This window comes from Nocardia sp. NPDC003183, assembly GCF_053590715.1.
This window is the reverse complement of record NZ_JBSFTG010000019.1, coordinates 1-24,850: the sequence shown is the minus strand read 5'-3', so window position 1 is coordinate 24,850 and position 24,850 is coordinate 1. Positions and strand designations below refer to the sequence as shown.

The 24,850-nt window shown below is 68.2% G+C and carries 21 protein-coding genes; 9 read left to right on the top strand and 12 right to left on the bottom strand.

The window, feature by feature from the left end:
- Positions 1-188 precede the first annotated feature (188 nt).
- Positions 189-1,175 carry a hypothetical protein gene (locus ACWDXS_RS31990; protein ID WP_378990762.1) on the top strand — a complete coding sequence of 329 codons (987 nt, stop codon included), beginning with the start codon at positions 189-191 and terminating at the stop codon, positions 1,173-1,175.
- A gap of 22 nt (positions 1,176-1,197) precedes the next feature.
- Here the strand turns inward: ACWDXS_RS31990 and ACWDXS_RS31985 are convergent, their stop codons facing one another.
- Positions 1,198-2,055, bottom strand: coding sequence for a DUF1266 domain-containing protein (locus ACWDXS_RS31985; protein WP_062991379.1), 858 nt, complete (start codon positions 2,053-2,055; stop codon positions 1,198-1,200).
- Between the two features lie 125 nt (positions 2,056-2,180).
- Here ACWDXS_RS31985 and ACWDXS_RS31980 point away from each other — a divergent pair, with 125 nt between their 5' ends.
- The 3 genes from ACWDXS_RS31980 (at position 2,181) to ACWDXS_RS31970 (ending at position 5,408) form a co-directional block, all read left to right on the top strand.
- A complete protein-coding gene (locus tag ACWDXS_RS31980; RefSeq protein ID WP_378990763.1) occupies positions 2,181-2,453 on the top strand; it encodes a DUF2277 domain-containing protein in 273 nt (90 codons plus the stop codon).
- A 121-nt stretch (positions 2,454-2,574) separates the two neighbouring features.
- Positions 2,575-4,125 (top strand): aldehyde dehydrogenase family protein, encoded by a 1,551-nt coding sequence (locus tag ACWDXS_RS31975; protein WP_449971503.1) that lies wholly within the window; start codon positions 2,575-2,577, stop codon positions 4,123-4,125.
- Between the two features lie 386 nt (positions 4,126-4,511).
- Entirely contained in the window at positions 4,512-5,408 is an 897-nt protein-coding gene (locus ACWDXS_RS31970) for a LysR family transcriptional regulator (protein ID WP_378631508.1), read from the top strand.
- Here the strand turns inward: ACWDXS_RS31970 and ACWDXS_RS31965 are convergent.
- On the bottom strand, positions 5,405-6,754 hold the full coding sequence (locus ACWDXS_RS31965; protein ID WP_378990765.1) for an amidase: 1,350 nt from the start codon (positions 6,752-6,754) through the stop codon (positions 5,405-5,407). The two genes, ACWDXS_RS31970 and ACWDXS_RS31965, sit on opposite strands and share 4 nt — an antisense overlap.
- A 224-nt stretch (positions 6,755-6,978) precedes the next feature.
- On the opposite strand from ACWDXS_RS31965, the gene ACWDXS_RS31960 reads away from it, so the two are divergent.
- A complete protein-coding gene (locus tag ACWDXS_RS31960; RefSeq protein WP_378990766.1) occupies positions 6,979-9,384 on the top strand; it encodes a protein kinase domain-containing protein in 2,406 nt (801 codons plus the stop codon).
- A 51-nt stretch (positions 9,385-9,435) separates the two neighbouring features.
- On the top strand, positions 9,436-11,397 hold the full coding sequence (locus ACWDXS_RS31955) for a protein kinase domain-containing protein (RefSeq protein WP_449971498.1): 1,962 nt from the start codon (positions 9,436-9,438) through the stop codon (positions 11,395-11,397).
- Between the two features lie 77 nt (positions 11,398-11,474).
- Here ACWDXS_RS31955 and hpt read toward each other — a convergent pair whose 3' ends face one another.
- From hpt to dacB, 4 genes are all read right to left on the bottom strand, one after another.
- Positions 11,475-12,026 carry a hypoxanthine phosphoribosyltransferase gene (hpt, locus tag ACWDXS_RS31950; protein ID WP_056819061.1) on the bottom strand — a complete coding sequence of 184 codons (552 nt, stop codon included), beginning with the start codon at positions 12,024-12,026 and terminating at the stop codon, positions 11,475-11,477.
- A gap of 24 nt (positions 12,027-12,050) precedes the next feature.
- Positions 12,051-13,112 carry a tRNA lysidine(34) synthetase TilS gene (gene tilS / locus ACWDXS_RS31945; protein WP_449971635.1) on the bottom strand — a complete coding sequence of 354 codons (1,062 nt, stop codon included), beginning with the start codon at positions 13,110-13,112 and terminating at the stop codon, positions 12,051-12,053.
- A 129-nt stretch (positions 13,113-13,241) separates the two neighbouring features.
- Positions 13,242-14,303 (bottom strand): zinc-dependent metalloprotease, encoded by a 1,062-nt coding sequence (locus tag ACWDXS_RS31940; RefSeq protein WP_449971494.1) that lies wholly within the window; start codon positions 14,301-14,303, stop codon positions 13,242-13,244.
- Positions 14,304-14,316: 13 nt separating this feature from the next.
- Positions 14,317-15,771: a D-alanyl-D-alanine carboxypeptidase/D-alanyl-D-alanine endopeptidase gene (dacB, locus tag ACWDXS_RS31935; protein ID WP_449971491.1), complete on the bottom strand. Its 1,455-nt coding sequence runs from the start codon at positions 15,769-15,771 to the stop codon at positions 14,317-14,319.
- A 164-nt stretch (positions 15,772-15,935) separates the two neighbouring features.
- On the opposite strand from dacB, the gene ACWDXS_RS31930 reads away from it, so the two are divergent.
- Positions 15,936-16,424 carry an inorganic diphosphatase gene (locus tag ACWDXS_RS31930; RefSeq protein WP_062991391.1) on the top strand — a complete coding sequence of 163 codons (489 nt, stop codon included), beginning with the start codon at positions 15,936-15,938 and terminating at the stop codon, positions 16,422-16,424.
- A gap of 59 nt (positions 16,425-16,483) precedes the next feature.
- On the opposite strand, the gene ACWDXS_RS31925 is transcribed toward ACWDXS_RS31930, so the two are convergent.
- Complete coding sequence (locus ACWDXS_RS31925) at positions 16,484-16,711, bottom strand: hypothetical protein (RefSeq protein ID WP_378990774.1); 228 nt, start codon at positions 16,709-16,711, stop codon at positions 16,484-16,486.
- 200 nt (positions 16,712-16,911) lie between these two features.
- Here ACWDXS_RS31925 and ACWDXS_RS31920 point away from each other — a divergent pair, with 200 nt between their 5' ends.
- Together ACWDXS_RS31920 and ACWDXS_RS31915 are read left to right on the top strand one after the other, a co-directional pair.
- Positions 16,912-18,099, top strand: coding sequence for a serine hydrolase domain-containing protein (locus ACWDXS_RS31920; protein ID WP_449971486.1), 1,188 nt, complete (start codon positions 16,912-16,914; stop codon positions 18,097-18,099).
- A complete protein-coding gene (locus ACWDXS_RS31915) occupies positions 18,096-19,604 on the top strand; it encodes an alpha/beta hydrolase (protein ID WP_449971483.1) in 1,509 nt (502 codons plus the stop codon). The genes ACWDXS_RS31920 and ACWDXS_RS31915 overlap by 4 nt, the downstream gene beginning before the upstream one ends.
- Here the strand turns inward: ACWDXS_RS31915 and ACWDXS_RS31910 are convergent.
- The 5 genes from ACWDXS_RS31910 to ACWDXS_RS31890 all read right to left on the bottom strand — a co-directional run bounded on the left by ACWDXS_RS31910 (position 19,574) and on the right by ACWDXS_RS31890 (position 24,649).
- Positions 19,574-20,233, bottom strand: coding sequence for a response regulator transcription factor (locus tag ACWDXS_RS31910; RefSeq protein WP_449971480.1), 660 nt, complete (start codon positions 20,231-20,233; stop codon positions 19,574-19,576). The two genes, ACWDXS_RS31915 and ACWDXS_RS31910, sit on opposite strands and share 31 nt — an antisense overlap.
- Positions 20,221-21,471, bottom strand: coding sequence for a sensor histidine kinase (locus ACWDXS_RS31905; RefSeq protein ID WP_449971477.1), 1,251 nt, complete (start codon positions 21,469-21,471; stop codon positions 20,221-20,223). The genes ACWDXS_RS31910 and ACWDXS_RS31905 overlap by 13 nt, the downstream gene beginning before the upstream one ends.
- Before the next feature lie 7 nt (positions 21,472-21,478).
- A complete protein-coding gene (locus ACWDXS_RS31900) occupies positions 21,479-23,251 on the bottom strand; it encodes an MDR family MFS transporter (RefSeq protein WP_449971474.1) in 1,773 nt (590 codons plus the stop codon).
- Positions 23,248-23,739: a MarR family winged helix-turn-helix transcriptional regulator gene (locus tag ACWDXS_RS31895; RefSeq protein ID WP_378990785.1), complete on the bottom strand. Its 492-nt coding sequence runs from the start codon at positions 23,737-23,739 to the stop codon at positions 23,248-23,250. The genes ACWDXS_RS31900 and ACWDXS_RS31895 overlap by 4 nt, the downstream gene beginning before the upstream one ends.
- A gap of 88 nt (positions 23,740-23,827) precedes the next feature.
- Positions 23,828-24,649 (bottom strand): crotonase/enoyl-CoA hydratase family protein, encoded by an 822-nt coding sequence (locus tag ACWDXS_RS31890; protein WP_379295914.1) that lies wholly within the window; start codon positions 24,647-24,649, stop codon positions 23,828-23,830.
- Positions 24,650-24,850: the final 201 nt, after the last annotated feature.

The window sequence follows — 24,850 nt, the reverse complement described above, 5'->3', positions numbered from 1 at the left end:
TTACTCCGGGTGTGCTTGCGAAGCGTCGAGATCGGCGGGTTTCGGATGCGGACATGCCACGTTACCGCGTACGGTCTAGTTCGATACATCGCGCAGTTCGGCTGCTGGTGCAGTTGCACTGGTAAACGGCCGGAGAACGCAAGAGGTTCCCGAACGCTCCGACCGGGTTGTGGCAAGTGGCCACAATCATGTCATGCCCGCCTTATCGTGGGCGACGACACAACTACAGCGCAGGGGGTATAGACATCGTCGAGCTACGAACACCCACAGCGATTCTGCGCCACGGCGGTGGACGGCTCGTCGTCCTCCGGCCGGGTACCGACGGCGAACGTGTTCTCGACGTTCCCATTGCCGACCTGCTCAAGGTGCGCCTCAATCGGCGCGCCGACGAAGCGGTGGTGATCGAGATCTACCTGCGCTATCCCACGGCGGTCCTCACCGGCGTTCCCGCCGACCGCACTCCCCTTCCGGTGCTCATCGCCGAGCACGACGTGCCTGCCGCCCTCGGCATCGTCGACCGGATCAACGACCAGATCATGGTGACCCAGCGCATCGACGTGGCCGCGCCGGATCTCACCCCGCCCGCTCCCGAGTGGGGCAAGTCGGGTCCCACCCGCGCCGATGTCGAGCGCGCCGTGCGCCGGATGGCGCCGCGCAAGGACGCGCGTTCGGCCGTCACCGCGCTGAACCGGTATGTCACGCCCGACGAATACGTCTTGGAAACGGCCATCGCCGTTGCCGCCCCGCCTGCGGGATCGGGCATCGGCCTGCTCGCCGCGACCACTTCCCGCGTGCTGTTCATCTCCATCGGCAGCGGCGAGCGCTATGCCTTCGAATTGGCGGTGGCCGCGATTCTCGGCGCCCGCACCGTCGAAGGCGCGCGCTCGGCGCCCGGCGAGGTGGATACGCGCCACGGCGGATCGGGCATCGATATCAATGACGGCAATCGCACGCTGCATTTCGCGGGCGTGGATCGCGCCGACACCGAACGGGTCACCTGCGCGGTGAATTTCGCCATCCGCAGGCAGGCCGCCGACGGCGCCGCCGGTCCCGCCGACCCCGGTGTCAACCAGCTCTACGCGGAATGGGAATTACTGGTCGAGCGGCATTCGCTCGGCATGGTCGACGACACGCAATTCCAGCGCTACGGCCGCGGTATCCTGCGCAGCCTGTAGTGCCGGTGGCCGGACCGAATGCTCAATTCGGTTCGGCCGCTTCGGTTTCCGCCTTCTGCTCCGGTTCGTTGAGTTCGATCCGCCGCCACGGGCTGGTGGGCCGGGTCCATAGTCGCACCAGTTCCATCCGGCGGTCGACGCCGCCGTTCTTCAGTTCGGCGAGGTCCTCGGTGGCCTGCCAGTAGGTCCAGCCGGTGAGGTAGGCGTCGCCGAACTGGCGCCAGTTGCGGTAGCGGCGCTGCGCGGGCACCAGCGCGCGCATGCAGTATTCCCACGCCACGTCGGCGTCGATGTAGCCCGCGGTGAACGCCATGCGGGCCACCGCGACGACGCGGGCCAGATCCCAGGCGTGGATGTCGTTGGGTAACGGGCGCGAGAGATGATCGGTGAAGCCGATCTTGATGGCCTGGGCCCAGATGTCGTAGTCGCGCACCAGCGCCTCGGGATTGTCCATCCCCCGAAACGAACCGACCTGCCGCAGGAACGCGCGCTGCTTGTCGGCCCGCTCACCGAAACGGTCGCGCTCGCTGGCGTTGACCGAGGCCATCACCAGCGGATGCACCAGCGAATACAACGGCGCGTGCATGCCTTCGAGCAGCTGTTCCATCGAGGCGCGAGCTTCGGTGCCGTCGGTGATGCCCCAGGCGCCGGTGAGCGTGTCGATGGCGAGTTCGCGGCGGTCGCCGAGCGGGTGTTCACGCTCGGGGCCGAGCAACATCGCGTCGTGGAAGGCGTCCCAGCGGGTGGAGTAGAAGGCGCCGAGGGCGAGCGCGCGCAGTTCGTCGTCGCTCACCCCCGCACCCGACCAGTGATCTTCTTCGCGCTCGTCCAGTTCCGGGTAGGGAAAAGTGGTCAGCGCTGGTACTCCCCTGGCAGGCATGCGGCCGAGTCTAGTGCCGTGACCGCGATCACGGGTGGCGTGCGAATCTCACGTGCATCACGAGATTTTCAGATCCCCCTATTCTTCGCCTGTCGTGTCATGCCTCACAGGTCTATGGTTCTGTCATGTGTAGAAATATCACCGTCTTGCGTGGTCTGGAGCCTGCCGCCACCGAGCAGGAGATCTACGCTGCCGCCTTGCAATATGTGCGCAAAGTCGGCGGCATCTCCGGCCTGAGTAGCGCCACGAAGCCCGCGGTCGACAAGGCTGTCGCGGCCATCGCCGCGGCTACCACGGCACTGCTGGCCGAACTCCCCGATCGCCGGGTCCCGCCGCCCACCGAGCCACCGCTGCGCCGGATCGCGGCGCGCGAGAACGAGGCCAGCGAAGCACCGTAGGAATCAGCTCGATCCAGAACTGCAACGTGTTCTAATTGTCTGAGCAGGCACGCCACTTCCTCTTGGCCGCGCCGCGATAGTCGGTGAACCGAATTCAGCAGACGCACGAGGAGAACGACCAGTGAGCGAACTCGACAAAGACGTCGCGGTGATCGAAGTACACAATCCGGCCACGGGCGACCTCGTCGGCACCGTACCGGTCACCACACCGGACGACGTGGCGGCCGCGGTCCGCGAACTGCGCCTCTACCAGCCAGAATGGGAAGCGATCGGGCCGTCCGGGCGCAAGCAGTGGCTGCTGAAGATGCAGGACTGGCTGATCGACAACACCGAGCACCTGGCCGCGGTGCTGCAATCCGAGACCGCCAAGCCGCGCGTCGACGCGATCATCGATCCGGCGTTCGCGGTCGACATTCTCGGCTACTACGCGCGCCGGGCGGGCAAGTTCCTCGCCGACGAGCACCCGTCGCCGCACAGCCCGCTCGCGCGGGTGAAGTCGCTGACTGTGGCCTACCGCCCCTATCCCGTGGTCGGAGTGATCACGCCGTGGAACTTCCCGCTCGCGATGCCCGCGATCGACGTGTTCCCCGCGCTGGCGGCCGGCGCCGCGGTGATCCTCAAGCCGTCGGAGGTGACGCCCCTGTCCGCGGTGGAGCTGGCCCGCGGCTGGGCCGAGATCGGTGCGCCGCCGGTGTTCAAGGTGGTCACCGGCGCGGGCGCGACCGGCGCGGCGGTGGTCGAGAACGCCGATTACATCCAGTTCACCGGTTCCACCGCGACCGGTCGCAAGATCGCGGCCACCTGCGCGGAGCGGATGGTGCCCTACAGCCTCGAGCTCGGCGGCAAGGACCCGGCGATCGTGCTCGCCGACGCGGACCTGGACCGCGCCGCGCACGGCATCGCCTTCGGCGGCATGTTCAACGCCGGGCAGGTGTGCATCTCGGTCGAGCGGGTCTACGTCGAAGCACCCGCCTACGACGAGTTCGTCACCAAGCTCACCGCCGCGGTCGCCGCCTTGCGTCAGGGCGCCGACGATCGCGAGTCGAAGAACGACGTCGGCGCGCTCGCCAACGAGAATCAGGTGCTGATCGTGCAGCGCCACGTCGACGAGGCGGTGGCGGCGGGCGCCCGGGTGACCACCGGCGGCAAACGCACCGGCGTCGGCACCTTCTTCGAGCCGACTGTCCTCGTGGATGTGGACCATTCGATGTCGTGCGTCGCCGAGGAGACCTTCGGCCCGACGCTGCCGGTGATGAAGGTGGCCGACGAGGCCGAGGCCATCCGGATGGCCAACGACTCGATCTACGGGCTTTCGGCGTCGGTGTGGACCGGCGACAAGGCGCGCGGCGCACGCGTGGCCAGACAGCTGAACACAGGCGCGGTGAACATCAACGACGTGTTCTCGAACCTGTTCAATCCCGCGATGCCGATGGGCGGCTGGGGTCTGTCCGGCGTCGGCGCACGCTGGGGCGGCGCGTCGGGGCTGCGGAAATACTGTCGCGCGCAGGCGATGACGAAGCCGAAGCTGCCGACCATGGGCAAGGAATTGTTCTGGTACCCCTACGACATGAACAAGCTGGTCGTCGCGGTCGCGGCGATGCGGGCGGCCGGTGCGCGCGGGATGCGCCGAATCGACCTGCCCGCGGTGCTGCGTCTCAAGAAGAGCAAGTAGTCGATTCCGGCTGCGACACCTGTTGGTGCGCAGCCGGATTCGCCGCTTCGAAACTTGTTTGTGACTAACATCACTTCGACGAAGTTGCTGGTCACGGTCGCCGTGGTCAGCGGCACCTTTCGGCGCGCACGACAGCGGCGCGGTGCGGCCCACATCGGAGCAGGTGATGTGAACAGCGACGCATTTTCGCTGGTCAGCCGCCCAGATATGACGTCGATCCACTCGGTGGCAGATCGCCACGAACAATAGACAATCCGATGGTGCAGCTCACCATGTCAGGCCATATGCTGTGCGATACCAACCTGGTGACTGTTTTGATCCACTTCCGCGAACTTCCTTGCCCGTTTTGGCTGGATTTTCCCGACCGATTCTGATAGCAAGGTGCTATGGACCCGCATTTGCGCGATCTGCGGTATTTCGTCGCCGTCGCTGAGGAACTGCATTTCACGAACGCCGCCCAGCGGCTGCATATCGCTCAGCCGACGTTGTCACGCCAGATCCGCCAGCTCGAACGCCAGCTCGACGTGGTCCTGTTCGACCGCAACCAGCGCAGTGTCGCCCTCACCGTCGCCGGTAAGGAACTGCTCGAAGGCGCACGCAAGATCCTCGAGCTGTGGGAGGTGACCAACGTGTCCCTCCAGGAAGCAGGCGAGGTGCTGCGCGTCGGAATCCAGTCCGCGCTCGGCCGGGGTCTGCTCAACGACCTCGAGAGCGCGAGCGGTCACCGCCTCGCCCTGCACGCCGCGTCGTGGAACGACCCCTCCAGTGGCCTGGCCGGTCGACAGGCCGACCTGTCGCTGGTCTGGCTGCCGCTGCCCGACCCCAACCGTTATCGCTGGCAGGTGCTGCGCACCGAGCCGCGCTGGGTGCTGCTGCCGGAGTCGCATCCGCTGGCCGAGCAGGACAGCATCGAATTCGCCGATCTGCTCGACGAGCCCTTCGTCGCCCTGCCCACCGAGGCGGGCGCGGTCCGCGACTTCTGGCTCGGCAACGATGCCCGTGGCGGCAAGGCGGCCAAGATCGGCGCCGAGGCGGCCACCCCCGAGGACAAGCTCGAGGCCGTGAGCCTCGGCCTCGGCGTGTGCCTGCTGGCCGAGAACAACGTGCCGATGTACCGCTGGCCCGGGCTCACCGCGCGTCCGGTCGCCGGTCTCACCCCGTGTGAGCTGGCGGTGGCATGGCGGGCCGACGACACGCGCCCGACCATTCTGGAATTCGCCGGTCGCGCCGTCGACGGTGGTTTCTCCGAGCCGACACCGCAGCCGCAGCCGATCGCGGTCTAGTTCGACAGTTCCAGTTGGGCGGCGAGACCGAGCAAGGTGGACTCGCTGCCCGGCGGACCGACCAGCTGCGCGGCCAACGGGGTGTGCGCTTCGGGATGGGTGCCCATCGGTAGTGACGCCGCGGGCCAGCCGAGCAGATTCCACAGTCCGGTGAACGGCGCGTAGCGCGCCGAGGACACGACATTCGCGGCCCACCCGCGCCCGCTCCACTGCCTGGCCTTGGGCGGTGGCGCGGCGAGCGTCGGGGTGATCACCACGTCGAAGTCCTCGAAGAATTCGAGCAGCCTGGCTTCGGTCCGGTCGATCTGGCTGGGGCGGACCAGGCCGAGTCGCCGGATCACCCGGCCGATCGCCAGGTGACGTTTGGTGCGTTGCTGGAGCAGTTCGGGGTTCTCGAGTGTGTCGGCGTCGGCCAGGCCCGCACTCGGCCAGCGCAGCAGCATCAACAGCGCCGTGTCGCCGTAGGGCAGTTCCACCGGTTGCACCTCGTGCCCGGCCACTGCCGCGCGCGCACCCGCGGTGCGCGCCGCCGCCGTCCAATGCCGATCCATCCGGACCAGACGCGACGGCGGAGCCACGGCCAGTCCGATGCGTAGTCGCTGCGGCTTGCGTAGTTCGGCCAGGTCGGAACGGCCTGCCAGCACCGACAGCGCCAGCGCCGCGTCCGACACCGTGGTCGCGAGGACACCGTTCTCGGCCAGTCCCGCCCAGGAATCGGCGCCGATCTGCGCGGGCACCACGTGTCTACCCGGCTTGATCCCAAAGACCCCGCATGCCGCGGCGGGCACCCGGATCGAGCCGAGACCGTCGTTGCCGTGCGCGATCGGCACGAGTCCGGCGGCCACCGCCGCGGCAGCACCACCCGAGGATCCACCCGTCGACCGGCCGACATCACGCGGATTGCGGGTGACGCACCCCGCGGAGTCGGTACTGGCCCACAAACCGAGCTCGGGCATCGCCGTCAACCCCACAACGATCGCGCCTGCGGCGCGCAGCCTGGCCACGACCGGGTGATCGACGCTCGCCGGTTCGGCGGAGGTGGCCGCCGAACCGGCCCGGGTCGGTTCGCCCGCCACCGCGATGTTCTGTTTCACCGCCACCGGCACACCGGCCAGCGGCAGCTCGTCGAGGTCTTGCCGGGCGGCCAGTTCCCGCGCTTCGGCCCTGGCCCGCTCGGCTCGCACCACCGTGAAGGCGTTGATCTTGCGATTCTCCGAACCGATGCGGGCGAGCGCGTCGGCGGTGACGTCGGCGGGCGTGATGGTGCCCGCACGGACCCGGGCGGCCAGTGCCGCGGCGGGGCCGCCGATGGGGTATTCGTCGGCAGGAGGGCGAGACGAGTCCATCGTCACCTCAGCGTCCGTTACGCCGTCGTCGTCGACGGACTCCCATGCTACCGCTGTGAGGTCTTCGTTCATCTGCGGATTCGCCCCCGTCGCATGGTCGTCGAAATTCGGGTGATCAGCTCTAGAGGCGCAAGTTATCATTTCAAGTACAGCTCTCCGGCGATGGCGGTGGGTGTGGCGGAATGAATTTCGCACCGATCCGCGCGAACTCTTTAGGTCGGTTGATGAGCGATAACACCGGAAGCGGGGAACAACCCGACGCAACGGCCGGTCGGGCCACGAATGTGCGCGTCGACATGGTCGAGGCGTTCGCCGCCGCGTGGGGCGCGGTCGACGAACGCCCGCCCGACATCGCCGAGTTCCTCCCCGACGCGGCCACCCTGCGCGCGCAGGCGCTGCACGAGCTGATCCGGGTCGACCTGCGCCATCGCTGGCTGCACCACGCAGGCACCGGCATCGACCGCAAGCGGCTGGTCAACTACTGCGCCGAGTTCCCCGAACTCGACGTTGCCACGCTGCCCGCCGGGCTGGTGTTCGAGGAATTCGTCATCCGCAGGCACAGCGGCGAACGTGTCGACCCGCGCGAGTGCCTGCGCGAGTACCCGGAGCAGGCGGCCAGTCTGCGCGGCCTGCTCAACACCGAGGAACTCGACCAGAGCACTCACCGGACCGACGATCCCGACGCGACGATGAACCAAACGGCGGACTCGACTCGTAGTACCCAGATGACCCGCCCGCAGCTCGACCTCACCGCGACCGCCACCTCGGCCGCGACGTCGTCGACGGACGCACTCTCGAATCCCGGCGCGTTCGAGCCGCTCGACCGCATCGAGATCGGCCAGCGCATCGGCGATTTCGAGCTGCTCACCGGGCTCGGTTCCGGTGCTTTCGCGCGTGTCTTCCTGGCCAGGCAGACGTCGATGCAGCGTCTGGTCGCGGTGAAGATCTCCGCCGACCGCGGTACCGAGCCGCAGACGCTGGCCCAGCTCGACCACGACTACATCGTGCGCGTGTTCGACCAGCAACTGATGGACACCGACTCGGCGCCCTCGGGTTCGCGGCGCCTGCGCCTGCTCTACATGCAGTTCCTGCCCGGCGGGACCCTGCTCGGTCTGCTGCGCTGGGTCCGCGCGACCCCACCCGCCGAACGCAGCGGCAAACTGCTGCTCGACGCCGTGGACGCCGCCATGGAGGAGAAGGGCGAGATCCGCCCGACCGATTCGAGCGTGCGCGCCGAGATCGCCGCCCTGAGCTGGCCGGAAACGGTGGCCTGGCTGGGCAGGCGGCTGGCCGAGGCGCTCGACTACGCGTCCTCGCACGGTGTGCTGCACCGTGATGTGAAACCGGCGAATGTGCTGCTCACCGCCGAGGGCGTCCCGAAGCTCGCCGACTTCAACATCAGCTTCAGCCGCACCGTCGAGGGCACCAGCCCGGTGGCCTACTTCGGCGGTTCGCTGGCCTACATGTCGCCCGAACAGCTGGAGGCCTGTCACCCCGGCCTCAGCCGCACCGCCGCCGACCTCGACACCCGCAGCGATATCTACTCCCTCGGCGTGGTCCTGTGGGAACTGCTCACCGGTGCAAAGCCGTTCGACGACGACACCGCCGCGGCCGAGGGCCGGGGCGACGAAACCACCCTCGAGGCCATGCTCGAGCGACGGACCGGCGGCGTCGATCCCGCCGCGCTCGACCGGGTTCCGGCGAACTGCCCCGCTGCCCTGCGCCGGGTGCTGCTGACCTGCCTCGACCCGGACAGGTCGGGTCGCTGGGCCGAAGGCGCGGTGCTGGCCAAGCAGTTCGATCTGTGTCTGGACGCCCGGGCCCGCGACCTCGTCGACCCGCCGCCGAACAGCTGGCGGATGGTGTGGCGCAAGTGGCCGCTGCTGGTGATGATCTTGGCGATCGGCATCCCCAACGCCCTCGCCTCCTGGTACAACATCCAGCACAACCAGAATCTGGTGGTGAGTCGGCTCAGCGAGTCGGCCCAGCAATCGTTCGTCGTGATCACGGCGGGCGTGAACGTGGTCTTCTTCCCGCTGGGGGCCGCGGTGCTCATCTACCTCGCCCGTTTCGTGCTCTCCGTGCCGCGCGGCCTTCGCCATGGCCGCCGTTACGACCCACAGATTCTGCGCCGCACCAGACACGACACCTTGCGCATCGGCGACCGGGTGGTGATCGTGGTGTTCTCGCTGTGGGCGATCTCCGGACTCACCTTCCCGATCGCGCTGCAATTGGCCGCCGGCGATGTCCCCGGCCACGCCGTGGTCCATTTCCTCGCATCCCTGCTGGTCTGCGGGGCGATCGCCGTCGCCTACCCGTTCTTCCTCGTCACGTTCTACCTGGTCCGCTGCATCTACCCGATCTTCCTTCGCCACGGCGAGATCAGCACCGACGACAGCACCTGGCTGCGCGAGCTGAGCCGCCGCTGCACCTGGTACCTCGCGGTGGCCGCCTCGGTCCCCCTCCTCGCCGTCGCGGGCGTCACCTTCCTCCCGCCCGGTGATATCCCAGCCGTGATCGTCGCCGTCCGGGTGCTCTGCGTCGGCGGCATCGTCGCCTTCATCGGCTCCTACCTGCTCTTCCGCGCGCTCGAAGCCGATCTGAAAGCCCTGGAACGCGTCGTCAGCTGACGATCTGCGGCGCGGATGAACTTCCGTGCGGGTCCGCGCGTATGACCCGTCGTGAGCTCGACTGTCATCACCGAGGCGACCCGCCCCTCGCTCGACCGCACCGCCACCATGCACTCCACCGATCGCCGCGGGCTCGACCGGTTCGAGGTGGGCGACCGCGTCGGCGACTTCGAGCTGCTGACCGAGCTCGGCGTGGGCGCGTTCGCCCGGGTCTTCCTCGCCAGGCAACGGTCGATGCAACGTCTGGTCGCGGTGAAGATCTCCGCCGACAGCGGCACCGAGCCGCAAACCCTGGCCCAGCTCGACCACGACTACATCGTGCGCGTGTTCGATCAGCTCGTCCTCGATCCACCCGGCGACGGGTCGCCCCGGCTGCGCCTGCTGTACATGCAGTTCCTGCCCGGCGGCACCCTGCTCGGCCTGCTGCGCTGGGTCCGCGCGACCCCGCCCGCCGAACGCGACGGTCGGCTCCTGCTCGACGCGATCGACGCGGCGATGACGGAGAAGGGCGAGATCCGGCCGGCGGATTCGAGCGTGCGGCGCGAGATCGCCCACCTCAGCTGGCCCGACACCGTGGCCTGGCTGGGTCGGCGCCTGGCCGCGGCACTGGATCACGCGGCCGATCGGGGTGTGCTGCACCGTGACGTGAAACCGGCGAATGTCCTGCTCACGGCCGAGGGCGTGCCGAAGCTCGCCGATTTCAACATCAGCTTCAGCGAGACCGCGGGCACCAGCCCGCTCTCGTATTTCGGCGGGTCGCTGGCGTACATGTCACCCGAGCAGCTCGAGGCCAGCCATCCCGGCTACGACCGCAGCGCCGCCGACCTCGAAGCACGCTCCGATCTCTTCTCACTGGGTGTGCTGCTGTGGGAACTGCTCACCGGCACCAAGCCGTTCGACGACACCGGCGCCGACGACCCCGACTGCGGAGATCGAACCAGACTCGAAGCGATGCTCTCCGCACGCAGCACGGGCGTCGGTAATTCCGCGCTGCAACAACTCCCGCCGGACTGTCCGCCCGCACTTCGCCGGGTGCTGCTGCGCTGCCTCGAGCCGGACCGAAACGACCGCTGGCCCGACGGCACCGTCCTCGCCGAACAGTTCGACCTCTGCCTGGACCCGCGCGGCAGAGACCTGGTCGACCCGCCTGCCGGTTCCTACCGAATTCGCTTGCGGCCCTTCATGGTTGCGCTGATGACGCTGGCGATCGCGGTACCCAACGCGCTCGCCGTGAAATACAAGACCTGGCAGAACTCCGGCCTGCTGGTGCAGCGGCTCGAGCCCGCCGCTCGCGAGGCGGTGCACATCGTCTCGGTGGTCACCAACGTGATGTCCTTCGCGCTCGGCGCGGTGATCCTGGTCTATTTGTCCCGCCACGCGATCCTGGTTCCACGCGCGTTACGGGCCGGGCGACGCGTGGGTACCGCGACGTTGGGCCTGGCAAGCAGGCAATCGCTGTACCTGGGTGACCGGGCGGTTGTCGTCGCCGTGTTGTTCTGGGTCACCGCGGCCGCGATCCTGCCCGCCACGGTGAAGGTGAGCACCGGTGAGCTGGAGACGCGCACCACGGTGCAATTTCTGACGTCGAACGCCATCGGTTGCGCCGTGGCGGCGACCTACGCGTTCTTCCTCATCACCTTCTACATGGTCCGCTGCGCCTACCCGGCCTTCCTGCAGCAAGGCCACCGGTTCCACACCGACGCCGCGGCGCTGCGCGGACTCCTGCGGCGCTGCGGCTGGTATCTGGCGGTCGCCGCGTCCATCCCGCTGATCGCGATGGTCGCCATCACCCTGCTGCCCACCGAGGACCTGTTGCCGACCATGGTCTCCCTGCGCGTCGTCTACCTCGGCAGCGTCGTGGCCTTCCTCGGCTCGTACGCGCTGTTCCGCGCCATCGACGCCGATATCCGGGCACTGATCAGAGTCGTCGACCCCCAGCCCCGACCTCGAGGAGGGGCCGCCGACGCAGTCGGCGGTTCGCGCCCGTCCCGCCGATCAGGTGCCGTTGCGTAGGCACGAAGGAGCAAGCAGCGGTACCTGATCGGCGGGACCGCCGGAGGCGCGAACTCGAGCGCGCCAGCGCTCCAAGATTACGAGTACACCGCCGGGTTGAGGGTGCCGATGTAGGGGAGGTCGCGGTAGCGCTCGGCGTAGTCGAGGCCGTAGCCGACGACGAATTCGTTGGGGATGTCGAAGCCCACGTGCGCTACGTCGACGGGGGTGCGCAGCGCGTCGGGCTTGCGGAGCAGGGTGACTACTTCCAGCGAGGCCGGGTTGCGGGTGGACAGGTTGCGCTTGAGCCAGGACAGGGTCAGGCCCGAGTCGATGATGTCCTCGACGATCAGGACGTTACGGCCCGCGATGTCCTTGTCCAGGTCCTTCATGATGCGCACCACGCCCGAGGACGAGGTGGACGAACCGTAGGACGACACGGCCATGAATTCGAGCTGAGTGGGGATCGACAGCGCCCTGGCGAAGTCGGTCATGAAGAAGATCGCGCCCTTGAGGACGCAGATCAGCAGGAGGTCACCTTCGGGGGAATCGGGCGGGTATCGCTTGGCGACGAGCTCGGCCAGTTCCTCGATCTTGGCTTTGATCTCGTCTTCGGTGATCAGCACCGATGCGATGTCGTCTCCGTACACGGAAGTGGGTGTCCCTTCGTGGCATCAAATGCGCGGCTGTGCTCGCACCGCCAGCGTGCCATGTTCGCGCGTCACGACCAACCTGTGGTCCCTCGAGCCGCCCGCCACCGCCACCCCGCCCTGTCCGTGCCAATTACTCACCAGCTCGTCGATCGCCTGTAAATGGGCGTTCATGAGCCCGCTCACGCCCTCGTCCGCAAGCCAGGCGCGCACCGCCCTGCGACGCAACGCGGGCGGGGCAGTGGCCAGGATCTCGATCGACAGCGTGGGTCGATCAGTGTCGTCGCGGCCACCGGCCCCGGATCGATCATCGAGATCGGGACGGCGCGCCACGGCGCCATCGGGACGTGCGCTCGCGCGGTGCGAACGCGCATTCCGCAGCAACTCGGCCGCGTAGGCATCGAGCACCGCGCCGTCCGCACGCAACTGCTCGGCCGTGCGGACGAGTGCCTGCGCGACCCCACCGCCGAGGACGTCCTCGAGCAGTGGCAGTACTTCGTTGCGCACCCGCACGCGGGTGTACCTGAGGTCGACGTTGTGCGGATCGTCCCACGGTTCGATCCCCAGATCGGTGCACATCCGCACCGTCTGAGCCCTCCGCACACCCAGCAACGGCCGCCCCCACGGCGCATTCCACGCCACCATCCCCTGAATGGACCGCCCGCCCGAGCCGCGCGCCAACCCGAGCAGCACCGTCTCGGCCTGATCATCGAGCGTGTGTCCGAGCAACACCGGCCGCCCGTCCCGTACCGACTCCAACGCCGCGTACCGAGCCGCCCGAGCCGCCGCCTCCACACCCCCCGCACGCCCGACCTCGACGGGCACGACCATCGCCCCCACACACCCGAGCCCCATCGCTTGCTCGACCGCCCGATCGGCCACCGCCCCTGACCCCTCCTGCAACCGATGGTCGACGACCACCGCGGTCACCGCACCCGCCTCGACAACGGCGGCGGCCACCAAGGCCAGCGAATCCGCCCCGCCGGACAACCCCACAACCACCGGCCCCCGCCCACCGTGCGCGGCCACCCACTCGCGCACACCCCGCCGCACCGCGAGCACCGCCGCTGTCTCCGGCAGGCGCATCGGACGAGGCGATGTCATCGGCCACACCGAACAATCGCCTCGGACGGCAGCCGCGATCCACGAGCAGGCTGCGCGGCCCTGCTCGGCGGTCGACCGTCCGCGTAAGTCACGTGTGCAGGTTACCGAGACCTATCCCAGCACCCGGCGAATCCACCGTTCCGGATCGTCGACCTCGTCCAGCAACGGCAGCGTGTCGGCGTTCGTCCACACCGTGTTGAATTCCGCGACCCCCACCCGCTCGACCACCGCGTCCACGAACTTCTTGCCCCGTACGTATTGCGCGACCTTCGCGTCCACGCCGAGCAAGGCCCGCAGCAGCCGCTGGATCGGATTGGACGGCTTCTGTCGACGTCGATCGAACGCGGCCCTGATATCGGCGACGGTCGGCACCACAGCGGGCCCGGCGGCGTCCATCACATGATCGGCATGCCCTTCGAGCAGCGTGCCGAGCATCAACAGTCGATCCAGTGCCTCGCGCTGCGGCGGCGCCTGGGCCGCACGCAACAGTCCGACCACCCCTCGACTGTTCGGATCGTCGGTGTTGTCGCCGTTGCGCCGCGACCGCACCTCGCCCAGTAATCGGGTGAGCATCTCGCTCATCGGTTCCTCGCCGACCTCGCTCAAGATGTCCACGTTGGTGCGCATGTACCCGGCCAGCCAGGGCGCCGACGAGAACTGCACCCGGTGTGTCACCTCGTGCAGGCACACCCAGAGCCGGAAGTCGCTCGGATCTACGCCGAGCGCACGCTCGACGCCGAGGATATTGGGCGCGACCAGCAGCAAGGTGCCGTCCTCGCCGGTGAACGGGTCGTACTGCCCGAGAATCGCGGTCGACAGGAACGCCAGCATGGTCCCCGCCTGGACACCCGCGGGTTTCCCGACGAACTTGCCCCCGTCGGCGGATTCGATGCCGGTGAGCACAGCCATCGAATCGGCGGCCGCGGAGATCCACCCCGGCCGGTCGACGATCCGCGCCTCGGGAACCGGCCGGTCGTCGAGCAGCCCACTGACCTCACGCACCGGCAGTTCGGCCAGTATCGAGGCAGACGCCAGCTCGGCGACGACCTGTTCGGCCGTCTGCCGGGACACGCGCGGCCCGGAGGGAGCGAGCACCGCCCCGGTTCGCGCGGCCAGCCGCCAGTCCACAGCTCCGCTGAACCCGGAACTCTTGCGCTCGGTCTTGTCGGTCATAGTCACCCGTTCTCTACGAGCATCCACAGTTGCGCAGGGCACCCGCCACCGCGTCGAGCGCCGGCCTGCTCTGCTCCGGCAATCGGTCGTTCGACATGAGTGCGAAGGTGAGTACCCGCCCGTCGCGGTCGAGTACATATCCGACCAACGCGCTGGCCACGCTCAGAGTTCCGGTCTTGGCGCGCACCCACCCCGCACCCTGCCGGTTCTGTGTGACGAAGCGCGGCGCGAGTGTGCCGGTGCCGCCCGCGACGGGCAGGTAGTCCAGCATCGGCGCGAGAGCCGCTGCGCGCGGGTCGTTTTCGGGCCTGGCCTGTGTTCCGGCCGGTACCAATGCGGCGTTGCCGGTCGGTTCCGCCGCGGTCGCGATGATCGAATCGAGCAGCTTCGGGGTCACCCGGTCGTCGACGGAGAGCCCACTGTTGTCGGCCAGATGCAGTCCGGCGATATCGAATCCGGCCGTCGACAGGGCGGCCGTGGTGGCGGCGACCGCACCGGCGAAGGATGCCGGCTGGCCCGACGCCACCGCCAGCTCACGTCCGATGGTCTCGGCCAGCACATTGTCGGAGTGAATCATCATGTCGTGCAAGCGAACCCGCAGCGGGGCCGATTCGACCTTCGCGATCTGGGCGCCGGTCTGCGCGGCCGGTCCCACTCGCACCGCGGCGGGATCGATACCCAGCTCGGCGGCGAGCGCTCGCCCGGCGTCCAGCGCGGGATTCGCGGTGCGCGGGGAATAGTCGGCCGAGGGGTCGAACCGGCCACCGTCGAGCATGATCGGCTCGATCGGGGCGATCGACCCTTCCGGGATGTCGATCGGGTCCCAGCCCGAGGCCATGGTCGGCCCCGAGTAGGCGGACGTGTCGACCACGATCGCGTTCACCTGGCGGCCCGCGGCCCGCACCTGCGCGGCCAGATCCGCGATCCGGGCGCCGTCGGTGTAGTAGCCGCCCGCTGCCCGTGTGGTGAGCGTGGGGTCCCCGCCCGCCACCAGCACCAGCTCGCCGGGCGCACCGGCGAGCACCTTGGTGGTCACCCGCTGATCATCGGGCAAGGTCAGCAATGCGGCCGCGACCAGCATGATCTTGGCCGTCGACGACGGGATCATCGCCTTGGTCGACTCCTGACTCCACAGCACCGTCCCGCTGCCCGGATCGGTCACCTGACCCGCGAACGCACCGAGATCAGGGTTGCCGACCACCGCGGCGAGCGCCGCGGCGATGCCCGCCACCGTGGGCGCGGGCGCGTCCGATCGGGCCGGAGCAACCTCGGGAAACACCTGACCCGTGTCCGGCGGCGGCGCCACGGTGAGTCCGCCGTGCCGGAATTCCGGCGTCCACGGCTGCGCGATCGCCGCGAAACCGCCCGCGATCACCAGTAGCGCGACGACCACTGCCGACAACCAGATCCAGCGGGACCTCCGGCGCCCCTGCACCGGTGATCCCGGATTGCCGCCTGCATCGACCACGACAGTGTCTCCCTCAACGCCGACCGACACGCCTCGACTGCGCGACTACAGCCGCCTGCCGCACCGGTGTACCAGCACACCACACTATCCTCGTTGCGCAACGGTTCCCCAGAACGATCTGGCGATTCGGCACAGACCAGCACTCGAACGAGCAAGGAGATGGCGTGGAGTTCGACGTCACCATCGAGATTCCCAAGGGTTCTCGGAACAAGTACGAGGTCGATCACGAGAGCGGTCGGGTCAAGCTCGACCGGTACCTGTACACCTCCATGGGCTACCCGGCCGACTACGGCTTCATCGAGAACACCCTCGGCGAGGACGGCGACCCGCTCGACGCGCTGGTGCTGCTGCCCGAGTCGGTGTTCCCCGGCGTGATCGTCGAGGCCCGCCCGGTGGGCGTGTACCGCATGACCGACGAGGCCGGTGGCGACGACAAGGTGCTGTGTGTCCCCGCGGGCGACCCGCGCTGGGATCACATCCAGGACCTGGGCGACGTCTCGGAGTTCGAACTGTCGGCGATCAAGCACTTCTTCGAGCGCTACAAGGATCTCGAGCCGGGCAAGTACGTCGAGGGTTCGGAGTGGCTCGGCCGCGCCGAGGCCGAGAAGATCATCGACGAGTCCTTCACTCGACTGAAGGAATCCGGCCACTGAGCCGATAGACCTACGAAAAACGGGAAGTCCGAAGAGTTTTCGGACTTCCCGTTTCGGTGTCAGTACCAGATGTAGAGATCCCAGCCGTCCCAGCTCTCCGTGCACTCCCAGTAGTACCCGCCGGTGTACGGATCTTCCCCGGCCGCGCGGCACTGATAGAGCTCGTAGTAGGTGCCGTAATATGTTCCGTACGGCGCCGCGGCGGCACTGCCCGCACCGACCGCCGACACCCCGGCGACGGTCGCGACGGCCAGCAGGGCGGCGGCGACGGTGGATTTGATGCGCATATTGATTCTCCTGACGCGGACAACTTCGACTTCTCGAAGTTATTGCGGCGCAGAGGTTTGAACAGCCAACCCTAGGGGTAGGTTCGCTCTCCCCTTGGTCGATTCACCTACCCCACCCCAAGGTTGGTAGCGCAGGCACCACCTTCGATTCGGGTGTGCGCGTCATGGGCACGGCGCCCGCTCGTTCCTAGGCTCGAATCATGCAGCTCAACACCACTTTTTCGAGCAAGTCACTGCGTGCCTTCACGGCCGGAACCGGCCTGCTCGCACTACTCACCGTCACCGCGTGCGGGCCCGAGAACAGCGCCACGGCGGCGCAACCGGGTCGGCCGGAGATCCGGCAGGCGCTCGAATCGGTGGTGCAGGCCGGATTCCCCGGCGCCCAGGCCGTGATCACCACCGCGGCCGGCGAACAGACCGTCACCGCGGGGGTCGGTGATATCGAGACGGGCGCACCGATTCCCGACGGGGCGTATGTCCGAATCGGCAGCAACACCAAGAGTTTCGTCGCGACCGTGGTCATGCAGTTGGTCGCCGAGGGGAAGGTCGAACTCGATGGTCCCGTCGAGCGGTACCTACCGGGCGTCGTGCAGGGCAGTGGCAACGATGGCAACCGCATCACCGTGCGCCAACTGCTCCAGCACACCAGCGGGCTACCGGACTATCTGGCCGGCGGCGATCCCAGCCTGCGTGCCGACCCAGGCACGCAGCAGATCGAGCCAGACCCGGAAGTCATCCGCCTGCGCCACTTTTCGCCCAGCGAGCTGGTCCGCATCGCGATGACGATGCCGCCGCGGCACGAACCCGGCGCCCGCTCGGTCTACACCAACACCAACTACATCCTGCTCGGCATGCTGATCGAGCAGGTCACCGGCCGCCCCGCCGCCACGGAGATCACCACCAGGATCACCGAGCCACTCGGCTTGCGCGACACCTACTTTCCCGCACCCGGCGACATCAGCCTGCGCACACCACACCCGCGCGGCTATCAGGACATCGACGGCGCACGTGTCGATTTCACCGACTTCGATCCCTCATGGGGCGATACCGCGGGTGCGATGATCGCCACCGGCTCGGATCTGAACCGCTTCTTCCTCGCACTGCTGGACGGTAAGTTGCTGCCCGCCGCACAGCTGGAACAGATGCGGCAGACGGTGCAGTTCGACCGAATGCCTTCGGCCGGTTACGGATTAGGCCTGGTCGTGCAGACCACCTCGTGTGGCAAGACGACCGTCGCCCACGGTGGCAGCATCCCCGGTTTCGATACCCGCACCGGTGTCACAGCCGACGGCGTCGCGGTGACCATCACCGTGAACGAGCTGCCGCACAGCAAAGACCAGGCAGAGGTTGTCGAGCGGGCCTTCGACGCCGTGGTCTGCGCCTCATGAAACGCGCGATCCTGGCCGTCGCGGTCGCCGCGACGGCCGCCGGATTGCTCACCGCCACAACGGCATCGGCCGATGTCGACCCGCTCGATCGTTTTCGCCATCAGTCGCTGACCTGGCAGTCCTGCGATGATCCGCGTCTCGATCCGGCGGGCGCCCAGTGCGCGCAGGTGAGGGTACCGGTGGATTACTCGGCGCCACAGGCGGAAACGATGACCGTGGCCATCTCGCGGCTGCCCGCTACGGACCCGGCGAAACGTCGCGGCGTGCTGCTGTCCAATCCGGGAGGCCCCGGCGCTCCCGGTCTCGACTTCATGATCGACGTGCGCGAGGCGATGAGCTCCGACGTCCGTGACCGCTACGACCTGATCGGCATGGATCCGCGCGGCATCGGCCGCTCCACCCCGGTGAACTGCCGCTGGCAACACGGATTCGGGCTGGAATCTGCCGGTCTCGACGGCGTCGGTTTCGCCGAAAGCGTCGCTCAGCAAGCCGAACTCGCCGCGCTGTGCGCGACGAACGAAGGACCTCGGCTGCACCACATCACCACACGCAACACCGCCCGCGATATGGACATCATCCGTGCCGCCCTCGGTGAGGAACGAATCAGCTACTTCGGCACCTCCTACGGCACCTACCTCGGCGCGGTCTTCGCCCAGCTGTTCCCCGAGCGCAGCGACCGGTTCGTCCTCGACAGTGCCGTCGACCCCGAGCACTACGGATCGGTCGGGATGATCCGTGCCATGGGCCCGGTCAACGAGGCGGCATTCGACCGATGGGCCGATTGGGTGGCCGCCCACGACGGCGAGTTCCGTTTCGGCGCGGACCGTTCCGCGGTCAGGTCGACCGTGCAGACCATGGTCCGCCGCGCGAACGACCGGCCGATCCGGATCGGCGAGTTCACCGTCGACGAACACAGCCTGCCGATGGTGCTCTACCGCGGGCTCGACGACCCACGCAACTATCCGCTGCTGGCCCACCAGATCCGCCAACTCGCCGATGCCGCCGACGGCATCGAGGTGCGGCCCGAACCCGAGCTTGCCGCCTCGCTCGCCTTCATGCTCACCGCGCGGCCACGCGACTACTCACCGGCGTTGGCCGTCCTGTGCGGCGATGTGGAAGTACCGCGCGATCCAGCCTGGTACTGGCGCAATATCGAGGCGAGTCGCGCCGATCAACCGCTGTTCGGCGCGTTCGCGAACAACATTCCGCCGTGCGCGTTCTGGGCGCCCCCGGTCGAGCAGCCGACCGTGATCGGCAATGCGGTGCCGAGCCTGATCGTCCAGTCCACCGACGACACCCGCACCACCCACGCGGGCGCGCGTGTCATGCACCGGGCAATGACGGGGTCACGCCTGGTGACCTTGGAAGATGTCGCAGTGCACTGGATCTACGGCAACTACCCGAACACCTGCGTCGACACGACCGTCAACGCCTATCTCCGCGACGGCACGCTGCCCGACACCGACCCGGTCTGTCAGGACGATCCGGGGCGCGCGTTCAGGTAGGCCAGTACGGCGAGGACCCGGCGGTGGCCCGATTCGTCGGCGGCGAGGCCGAGCTTGGCGAAGATGCTGCGAATGTGTTTGAGCACAGCGCCTTCGGTGACGACCAGGCGTGCCGCGATGGCGGAGTTGTCCTGTCCTTCGGCCATCAGCGCGAGCACTTCGCGTTCGCGGGCGGTCAGCGTGGACAGCGGATCGTCGAGCTTGCGGCGCACCAGCAGTTGTGCGATCACTTCCGGGTCCATCGCGGTGCCACCGGCGGCGACGCGGTGCAGGGATTCGAGGAACCGGTCGACCTTGCCGACCCGTTCCTTGAGCAGGTACCCGACGCCACCACCACCGTCACCGAGCAGTTCGGAGGCGTAACTGTCCTCCACATAGGACGACAGCACGAGCACCGGCAGCCCGGGATGGACGGTCCTGGCACGCACGGCGGCGCGCAGGCCGTCGTCGGTGAAGGTCGGCGGGAGCCGCACATCCACCACCACGGCGTCCGGCCGGTCGGCGGTGACGACGGCGAGGAAATCGTCGGCATTGTCGACGGCGGCCACCACGTCGATCCCGGCCGTCTTCAACAGCAGGACGAGGCCTTCCCGCAGGAGGGCGTCGTCCTCGGCGATCACGACCCGCACGGCAACTCCACCCGCACCACAGTAGGCCCACCGGCAGGGCTGCTCAGCGTCATCTGCCCGTCGAGCGCCTCGGCCCTGCGCCGGATGCCGGCCAGACCTCCCCCGTCGGTCGCGCTCGCTCCACCCATACCGTCGTCGCGGATCTCGACGGTGAGCAGATCGGGCGGCCCACCCAGTTCTATCGAGAGTGTGTCGGCACCGGAGTGTTTGGTCGCGTTGGTGATGGCCTCGGCGATCACGAAATAGGCGGCGGCCTCCACCGCCATCGGCCGCCGGGTGATGCCGTTGGATTCGAGCACGCACGGGATCGGACTGCGCGCGGCCAGTGCGGAGACGGCGCTGTTCAGGCCCCGATCCGAGAGCACCGGCGGGTAAACGCTGCGCACCACATCGCGCAGTTCGGCCAAGGCCGCCGAAGCCGTGTCCTGCGCTGTCCGCACCATCCGATCGGCGGCTTCGGGATCACGGTCGCGCCATTGCTCGGCCAGTCCGAGTTGCATGATCACCGCCGCGATTCTGGCTTGGGCGCCATCGTGCAGATCGCGTTCGATGCGGCGCAGTTCGGCACCGTGCGCGTCCAACGCGGCGGCCCTGGTCACGGTCAGCTCGGCGACCCGATCGGCCAGCACGGCGTTCTCGTCCGGCGCGAGCAACTCCCCTGCCACTCGGGCCTGCGCGTTCGCCGCCTCGGGCGCACGCAGTGCGAGGGCGCCGTAGACAATGCCGACCGCCACGCTCACCACGGCGGCGGTCCAAGAATCGATGACGATGCCGCCGCTGGACACCGTGCCGTCGGCCCGCGCACTCCAATAACTCGCGACGGCGAGATGCTGTACCGCGCTCAGCGGCAGTGCCACCGCCAGCGCGGCCAGTGGCAATCCGATGATCGCGTGCAGCACCAGCCAGGCCAGATCACGCCGATTCGCCGGATCGGCGGCCAGCGTCGCGAGCTGATGACGCAGGTCGCCGGTCAACGGCCGGTAGGCGGACACGATCGGCGTGCCGAGCAACCTGCCCGCCCTGCGCCGTTCGAGCCCCAGCAGCGGCCGGATCAACTTGACCGCCTCCGGCAGCGCGGGAATCCCGATCCCGATCAGGCTCGCGGCCGCCACGATCGCCAGCGCGACCACCGCGAACAGCGACGCCACCCCGGTCAGCCCGCCCACCAGCAGATAGCCGACAGCGGCGGGCAGACGACGTAACCGCCGCACTACACCACCGCTGCCGAATCGACTCACCCGATGATCATGCCGGGGGCGCACCCGCTCGGACTCGACCACCCTCGCCCCCGTCGCGCGGGTCCCCGGCTGACGCGGCGGACTGCGCGGCGGTGTCGACCAGCGCACCCACCCCTTCGGCGGCCTTGGCATCGCCGTCGGCTTGGATTCCCCCCGACATCCGCAGCGGAACTTCCTTCCAGAACAGCACCAGCAGCAGGGCGATCAACGCCACCGCGGAGGCGACGAGGAACACCGTCGACATCGAGTCGGCGAAGCCCACCTGGAAGGGCTTGGCGAGTTCGGGGTCGAGCTGCTGGATGATCGAGCTGTCCTGGAGTACCTTGCCCGCGGCCGACGTGTCGTGCGCCAGCAGGCCCTTGGCCAGCGCGGCATCCGCCGGGTTGGTGCTCTGCGCGCCCTCGATCACGGCCTGCTGGTAGGCGGGGTCCGCCGCCGACTGCTGCAATTCGGTGGTGATGTTCGGGGTGAGCAGCGAGAACAGGATCGACAGGAACACCGCGGCGCCGAGAGTGCCGCCGATCTGACGGAAGAACGTCGCCGACGCGGTCGAAACGCCCATGTCCTTGGGCGGCAGCGCGTTCTGCAAGGCCAGGGTCAGCGGCTGCATGAGATTGCCGAGGCCGAAGCCGGTGGCCGCCATGAACAGCATCGCCAGCCACAGCGGGCTGTCGGCGTCGAGCAGGTGCAGCAGGAACAACCCGAGCGTCAGCATGATCGCGCCGATTATCGGGAATGCCCGGTAGCGGCCGGTTTTCGAGATCAGCCGACCCGAGACGATCGAACCGGTCATCAGCCCGAGCACCATCGGCAGCATCTGCAGACCTGCCTCGGTCGGCCCGGCGCCGCGCACCACCTGCAGGTACTGCGGCAGCAGCAGCATGCCGCCGAACATCGCCGCACCGACGACGAAGGAGATCACCACGCCGAGCGCGAACGTCACATTGTCGAAGATCCGCAGCGGGATCAACGCCGCGTCCCCCATGAACTTCTCGACCACGACGAAGCCGGCCAGCCCGATCGCGCCGATCGCGTAACAGATCACCGAAGAGTTACTGCTCCAGCCCCATTCGCGACCCTGTTCGGCCACGATCAGCAGCGGAACCAATCCGACCGCGAGCACGATCGCACCCGCGAAGTCGATGCGGTGGGTGGCATGCGGCTTGCGCGGCAGGTGCAGCACCCGGGTCACCACCACCAGGGCGAGCAGCCCCAGCGGCACGTTCACCAGGAACACCCAGCGCCAGCCGGTGATGCCGAGAATGGTGTCCTGCCCGGCCAGCAGCCCGCCGAGGACGGGCCCGAGCACGCTCGAAATGCCGAACACCGCAAGGAAATAGCCCTGGTAGCGGGCGCGTTCACGGGGTCCGATGATGTCGCCCATGATGGCCAGCGCCAGCGACATGAGTCCGCCCGCGCCCAGACCCTGGAACGCGCGGAACGCGGCCAGCTGATACATCGACGTGGCCAGCGTGCACAGCAGCGAACCGACGATGAACAGACCGATCGCGGCCAGGAAGAACGGCTTGCGGCCGAACATGTCCGAGAGCTTGCCGTAGAGCGGGGTGCTGATCGTCGCGGTGATCAGGTAGGCGGTGGTGGCCCAGGCCTGCAGCGAGTAGCCGTCGAGGTCGTCGGCGATGGTGCGGATGGACGTCGACACGATCGTCTGATCGAGCGAGGCCAGCAGCATGCCGAGCATCAGCCCGGACAGGATGGTCAGGATTTGGCGATGGGTGAAGCCTGCCGGTGATTCCACCGGGGCCGCGGTTGTCGTCACGAAACGTTCTCCGTAGTGCTCAGTGCGGGCGGCTGGGCCAGCAGGACCGGGCGGGCCGCGTCGTAGTCCTCGACGAACCGCGTCAGCAGCCCGGCGAAAAGCGCGCGATCGTCGGTGGACCAGTTCTCGGTGACGATGGCGATGGAATTCCGGCGCCGCGCCCGGATCCGGTCGGCGGTCTCGCGCCCGTAGTCGGTGGCCTCCAGCACGGTGGCTCGCCCGTCGTCGGGGTCGGCGGCGCGCACCACCAGGCCACGCTCCACCAGCTGCGCGACCTGCCTGCTCACCGTCGACGCGTCCGAATGCACCGCGTCGGCGAGGGCGCCCGAGCGCATCGGCCCGTCACACACCAACCGGAACAGCACCATGAACCCCGCCGGGTCGATCCCCGAGTGGTCCTTGATCTGGGCCATCGCCCGATCGCGCAGCCGGTGCAGCCGCACGAGCTGGATCGCGATCGCGTCGATCGCGGGCTCACTCTCACTCACACGTTTACCTTTACTTGCATCAATCAATTAGTTGTGTGATGCAAGTATGTAGGCAGAACGGTCGCCGTGGCAACCGTTTGAACTGCCTTTACTCGCCCTTGAACTCCGGCGCGCGCTTCTCGAAGACCGCCGCGATCGCCTCGGGCAGGTCCTTCGACGGCAGGAACGCCGCGTTCCACGTCGACACGTAACGCAGACCGTCGGCGATCGCCGGGCTGGTCCGCTGCTCGAGCACGTCCTTGATGCCCTGCACCACCAGCGGCGGGTTGCCCGCGATCTCGCGCGCCATCGCGTGCGCGGCGGCCAGCACGGCCTCCTGATCGGCGAACACCTCGTTCACCAGGCCCATCCGCTCGGCACGGGCCGCGTCGATGTCCTTGGCGGTGAAGGCCAGCTCCCGCAGATTGCCCTCGCCGATGATGCCGGGCAGGCGTTGCAGCGACCCGATGTCAGCGACGATCGCCACCTTCGCCTCACGCAGGCTGAACTTGGCATCCGCGCTGGCCAGACGAATATCGGCAGCGGCGATCAGGTCGAGACCACCGCCGATGCACCACCCGGACACCGCCGCGATCACCGGCTTGGTGCACTCGGCCAGCGCCGTCACCGAGGCCTGCATCCGGCGGACCTCCTTGAGGAACTCCGTACGCGGCCCCGCCTTCGCGTCGTCGGCCAGCACCGGAGCCAGCGTGCCCGCGGTCGCGGCCAGGTCGAGACCGAACGAGAAGTGCTTGCCCGCCCCGGTCACCACCACCGCCCGTACCTGCGGATCCGCGTCGAGCTCGGCGAAGACCTCGGGCAGCTCGCGCCAGAAGTCGGGTCCCATCGCATTGCCCTTGCCCGGTCCGATCAACGTGACCTGGGCAACGTTGTCGGCGATCTCGACGGTAAAGGCCTTCCATTCACTCATGCCCTGATTATTGCCACCGCGCCAACATGCCGCCCACCCAGCCCCGACCCCCGACCCCTAGGGAGGGGCCGGACGCGCAGCGGCCGGGTTCGCGGCCGTCCCGTCGATCAGGTGCCGTTGCGTAGGCGACGAAGGAGCAAGCAACGGCACCTGATCGACGGGACCGGCGGGGCCGCGAACTCGAGCGCGCCAGCGCTCCAA

What these genes read in the sequence shown, in the direction of transcription:
- ACWDXS_RS31915 (WP_449971483.1), top strand. Translation starts at nt 18,096, where the DNA reads ATGAAACGCGCGATCCTGGCCGTCGCGGTCGCCGCGACGGCCGCCGGA.
- tilS (WP_449971635.1), bottom strand. Translation starts at nt 13,112, where the DNA reads ATGCGCCTGCCGGAGACAGCGGCGGTGCTCGCGGTGCGGCGGGGTGTG.
- ACWDXS_RS31965 (WP_378990765.1), bottom strand. Translation starts at nt 6,754, where the DNA reads ATGGACTCGTCTCGCCCTCCTGCCGACGAATACCCCATCGGCGGCCCC.
- ACWDXS_RS31940 (WP_449971494.1), bottom strand. Translation starts at nt 14,303, where the DNA reads ATGACCGACAAGACCGAGCGCAAGAGTTCCGGGTTCAGCGGAGCTGTG.
- ACWDXS_RS31920 (WP_449971486.1), top strand. Translation starts at nt 16,912, where the DNA reads ATGCAGCTCAACACCACTTTTTCGAGCAAGTCACTGCGTGCCTTCACG.
- ACWDXS_RS31990 (WP_378990762.1), top strand. Translation starts at nt 189, where the DNA reads ATGTCATGCCCGCCTTATCGTGGGCGACGACACAACTACAGCGCAGGG.
- ACWDXS_RS31890 (WP_379295914.1), bottom strand. Translation starts at nt 24,649, where the DNA reads ATGAGTGAATGGAAGGCCTTTACCGTCGAGATCGCCGACAACGTTGCC.
- ACWDXS_RS31960 (WP_378990766.1), top strand. Translation starts at nt 6,979, where the DNA reads ATGAGCGATAACACCGGAAGCGGGGAACAACCCGACGCAACGGCCGGT.
- ACWDXS_RS31970 (WP_378631508.1), top strand. Translation starts at nt 4,512, where the DNA reads ATGGACCCGCATTTGCGCGATCTGCGGTATTTCGTCGCCGTCGCTGAG.
- ACWDXS_RS31925 (WP_378990774.1), bottom strand. Translation starts at nt 16,711, where the DNA reads ATGCGCATCAAATCCACCGTCGCCGCCGCCCTGCTGGCCGTCGCGACC.
- ACWDXS_RS31980 (WP_378990763.1), top strand. Translation starts at nt 2,181, where the DNA reads ATGTGTAGAAATATCACCGTCTTGCGTGGTCTGGAGCCTGCCGCCACC.
- ACWDXS_RS31985 (WP_062991379.1), bottom strand. Translation starts at nt 2,055, where the DNA reads ATGCCTGCCAGGGGAGTACCAGCGCTGACCACTTTTCCCTACCCGGAA.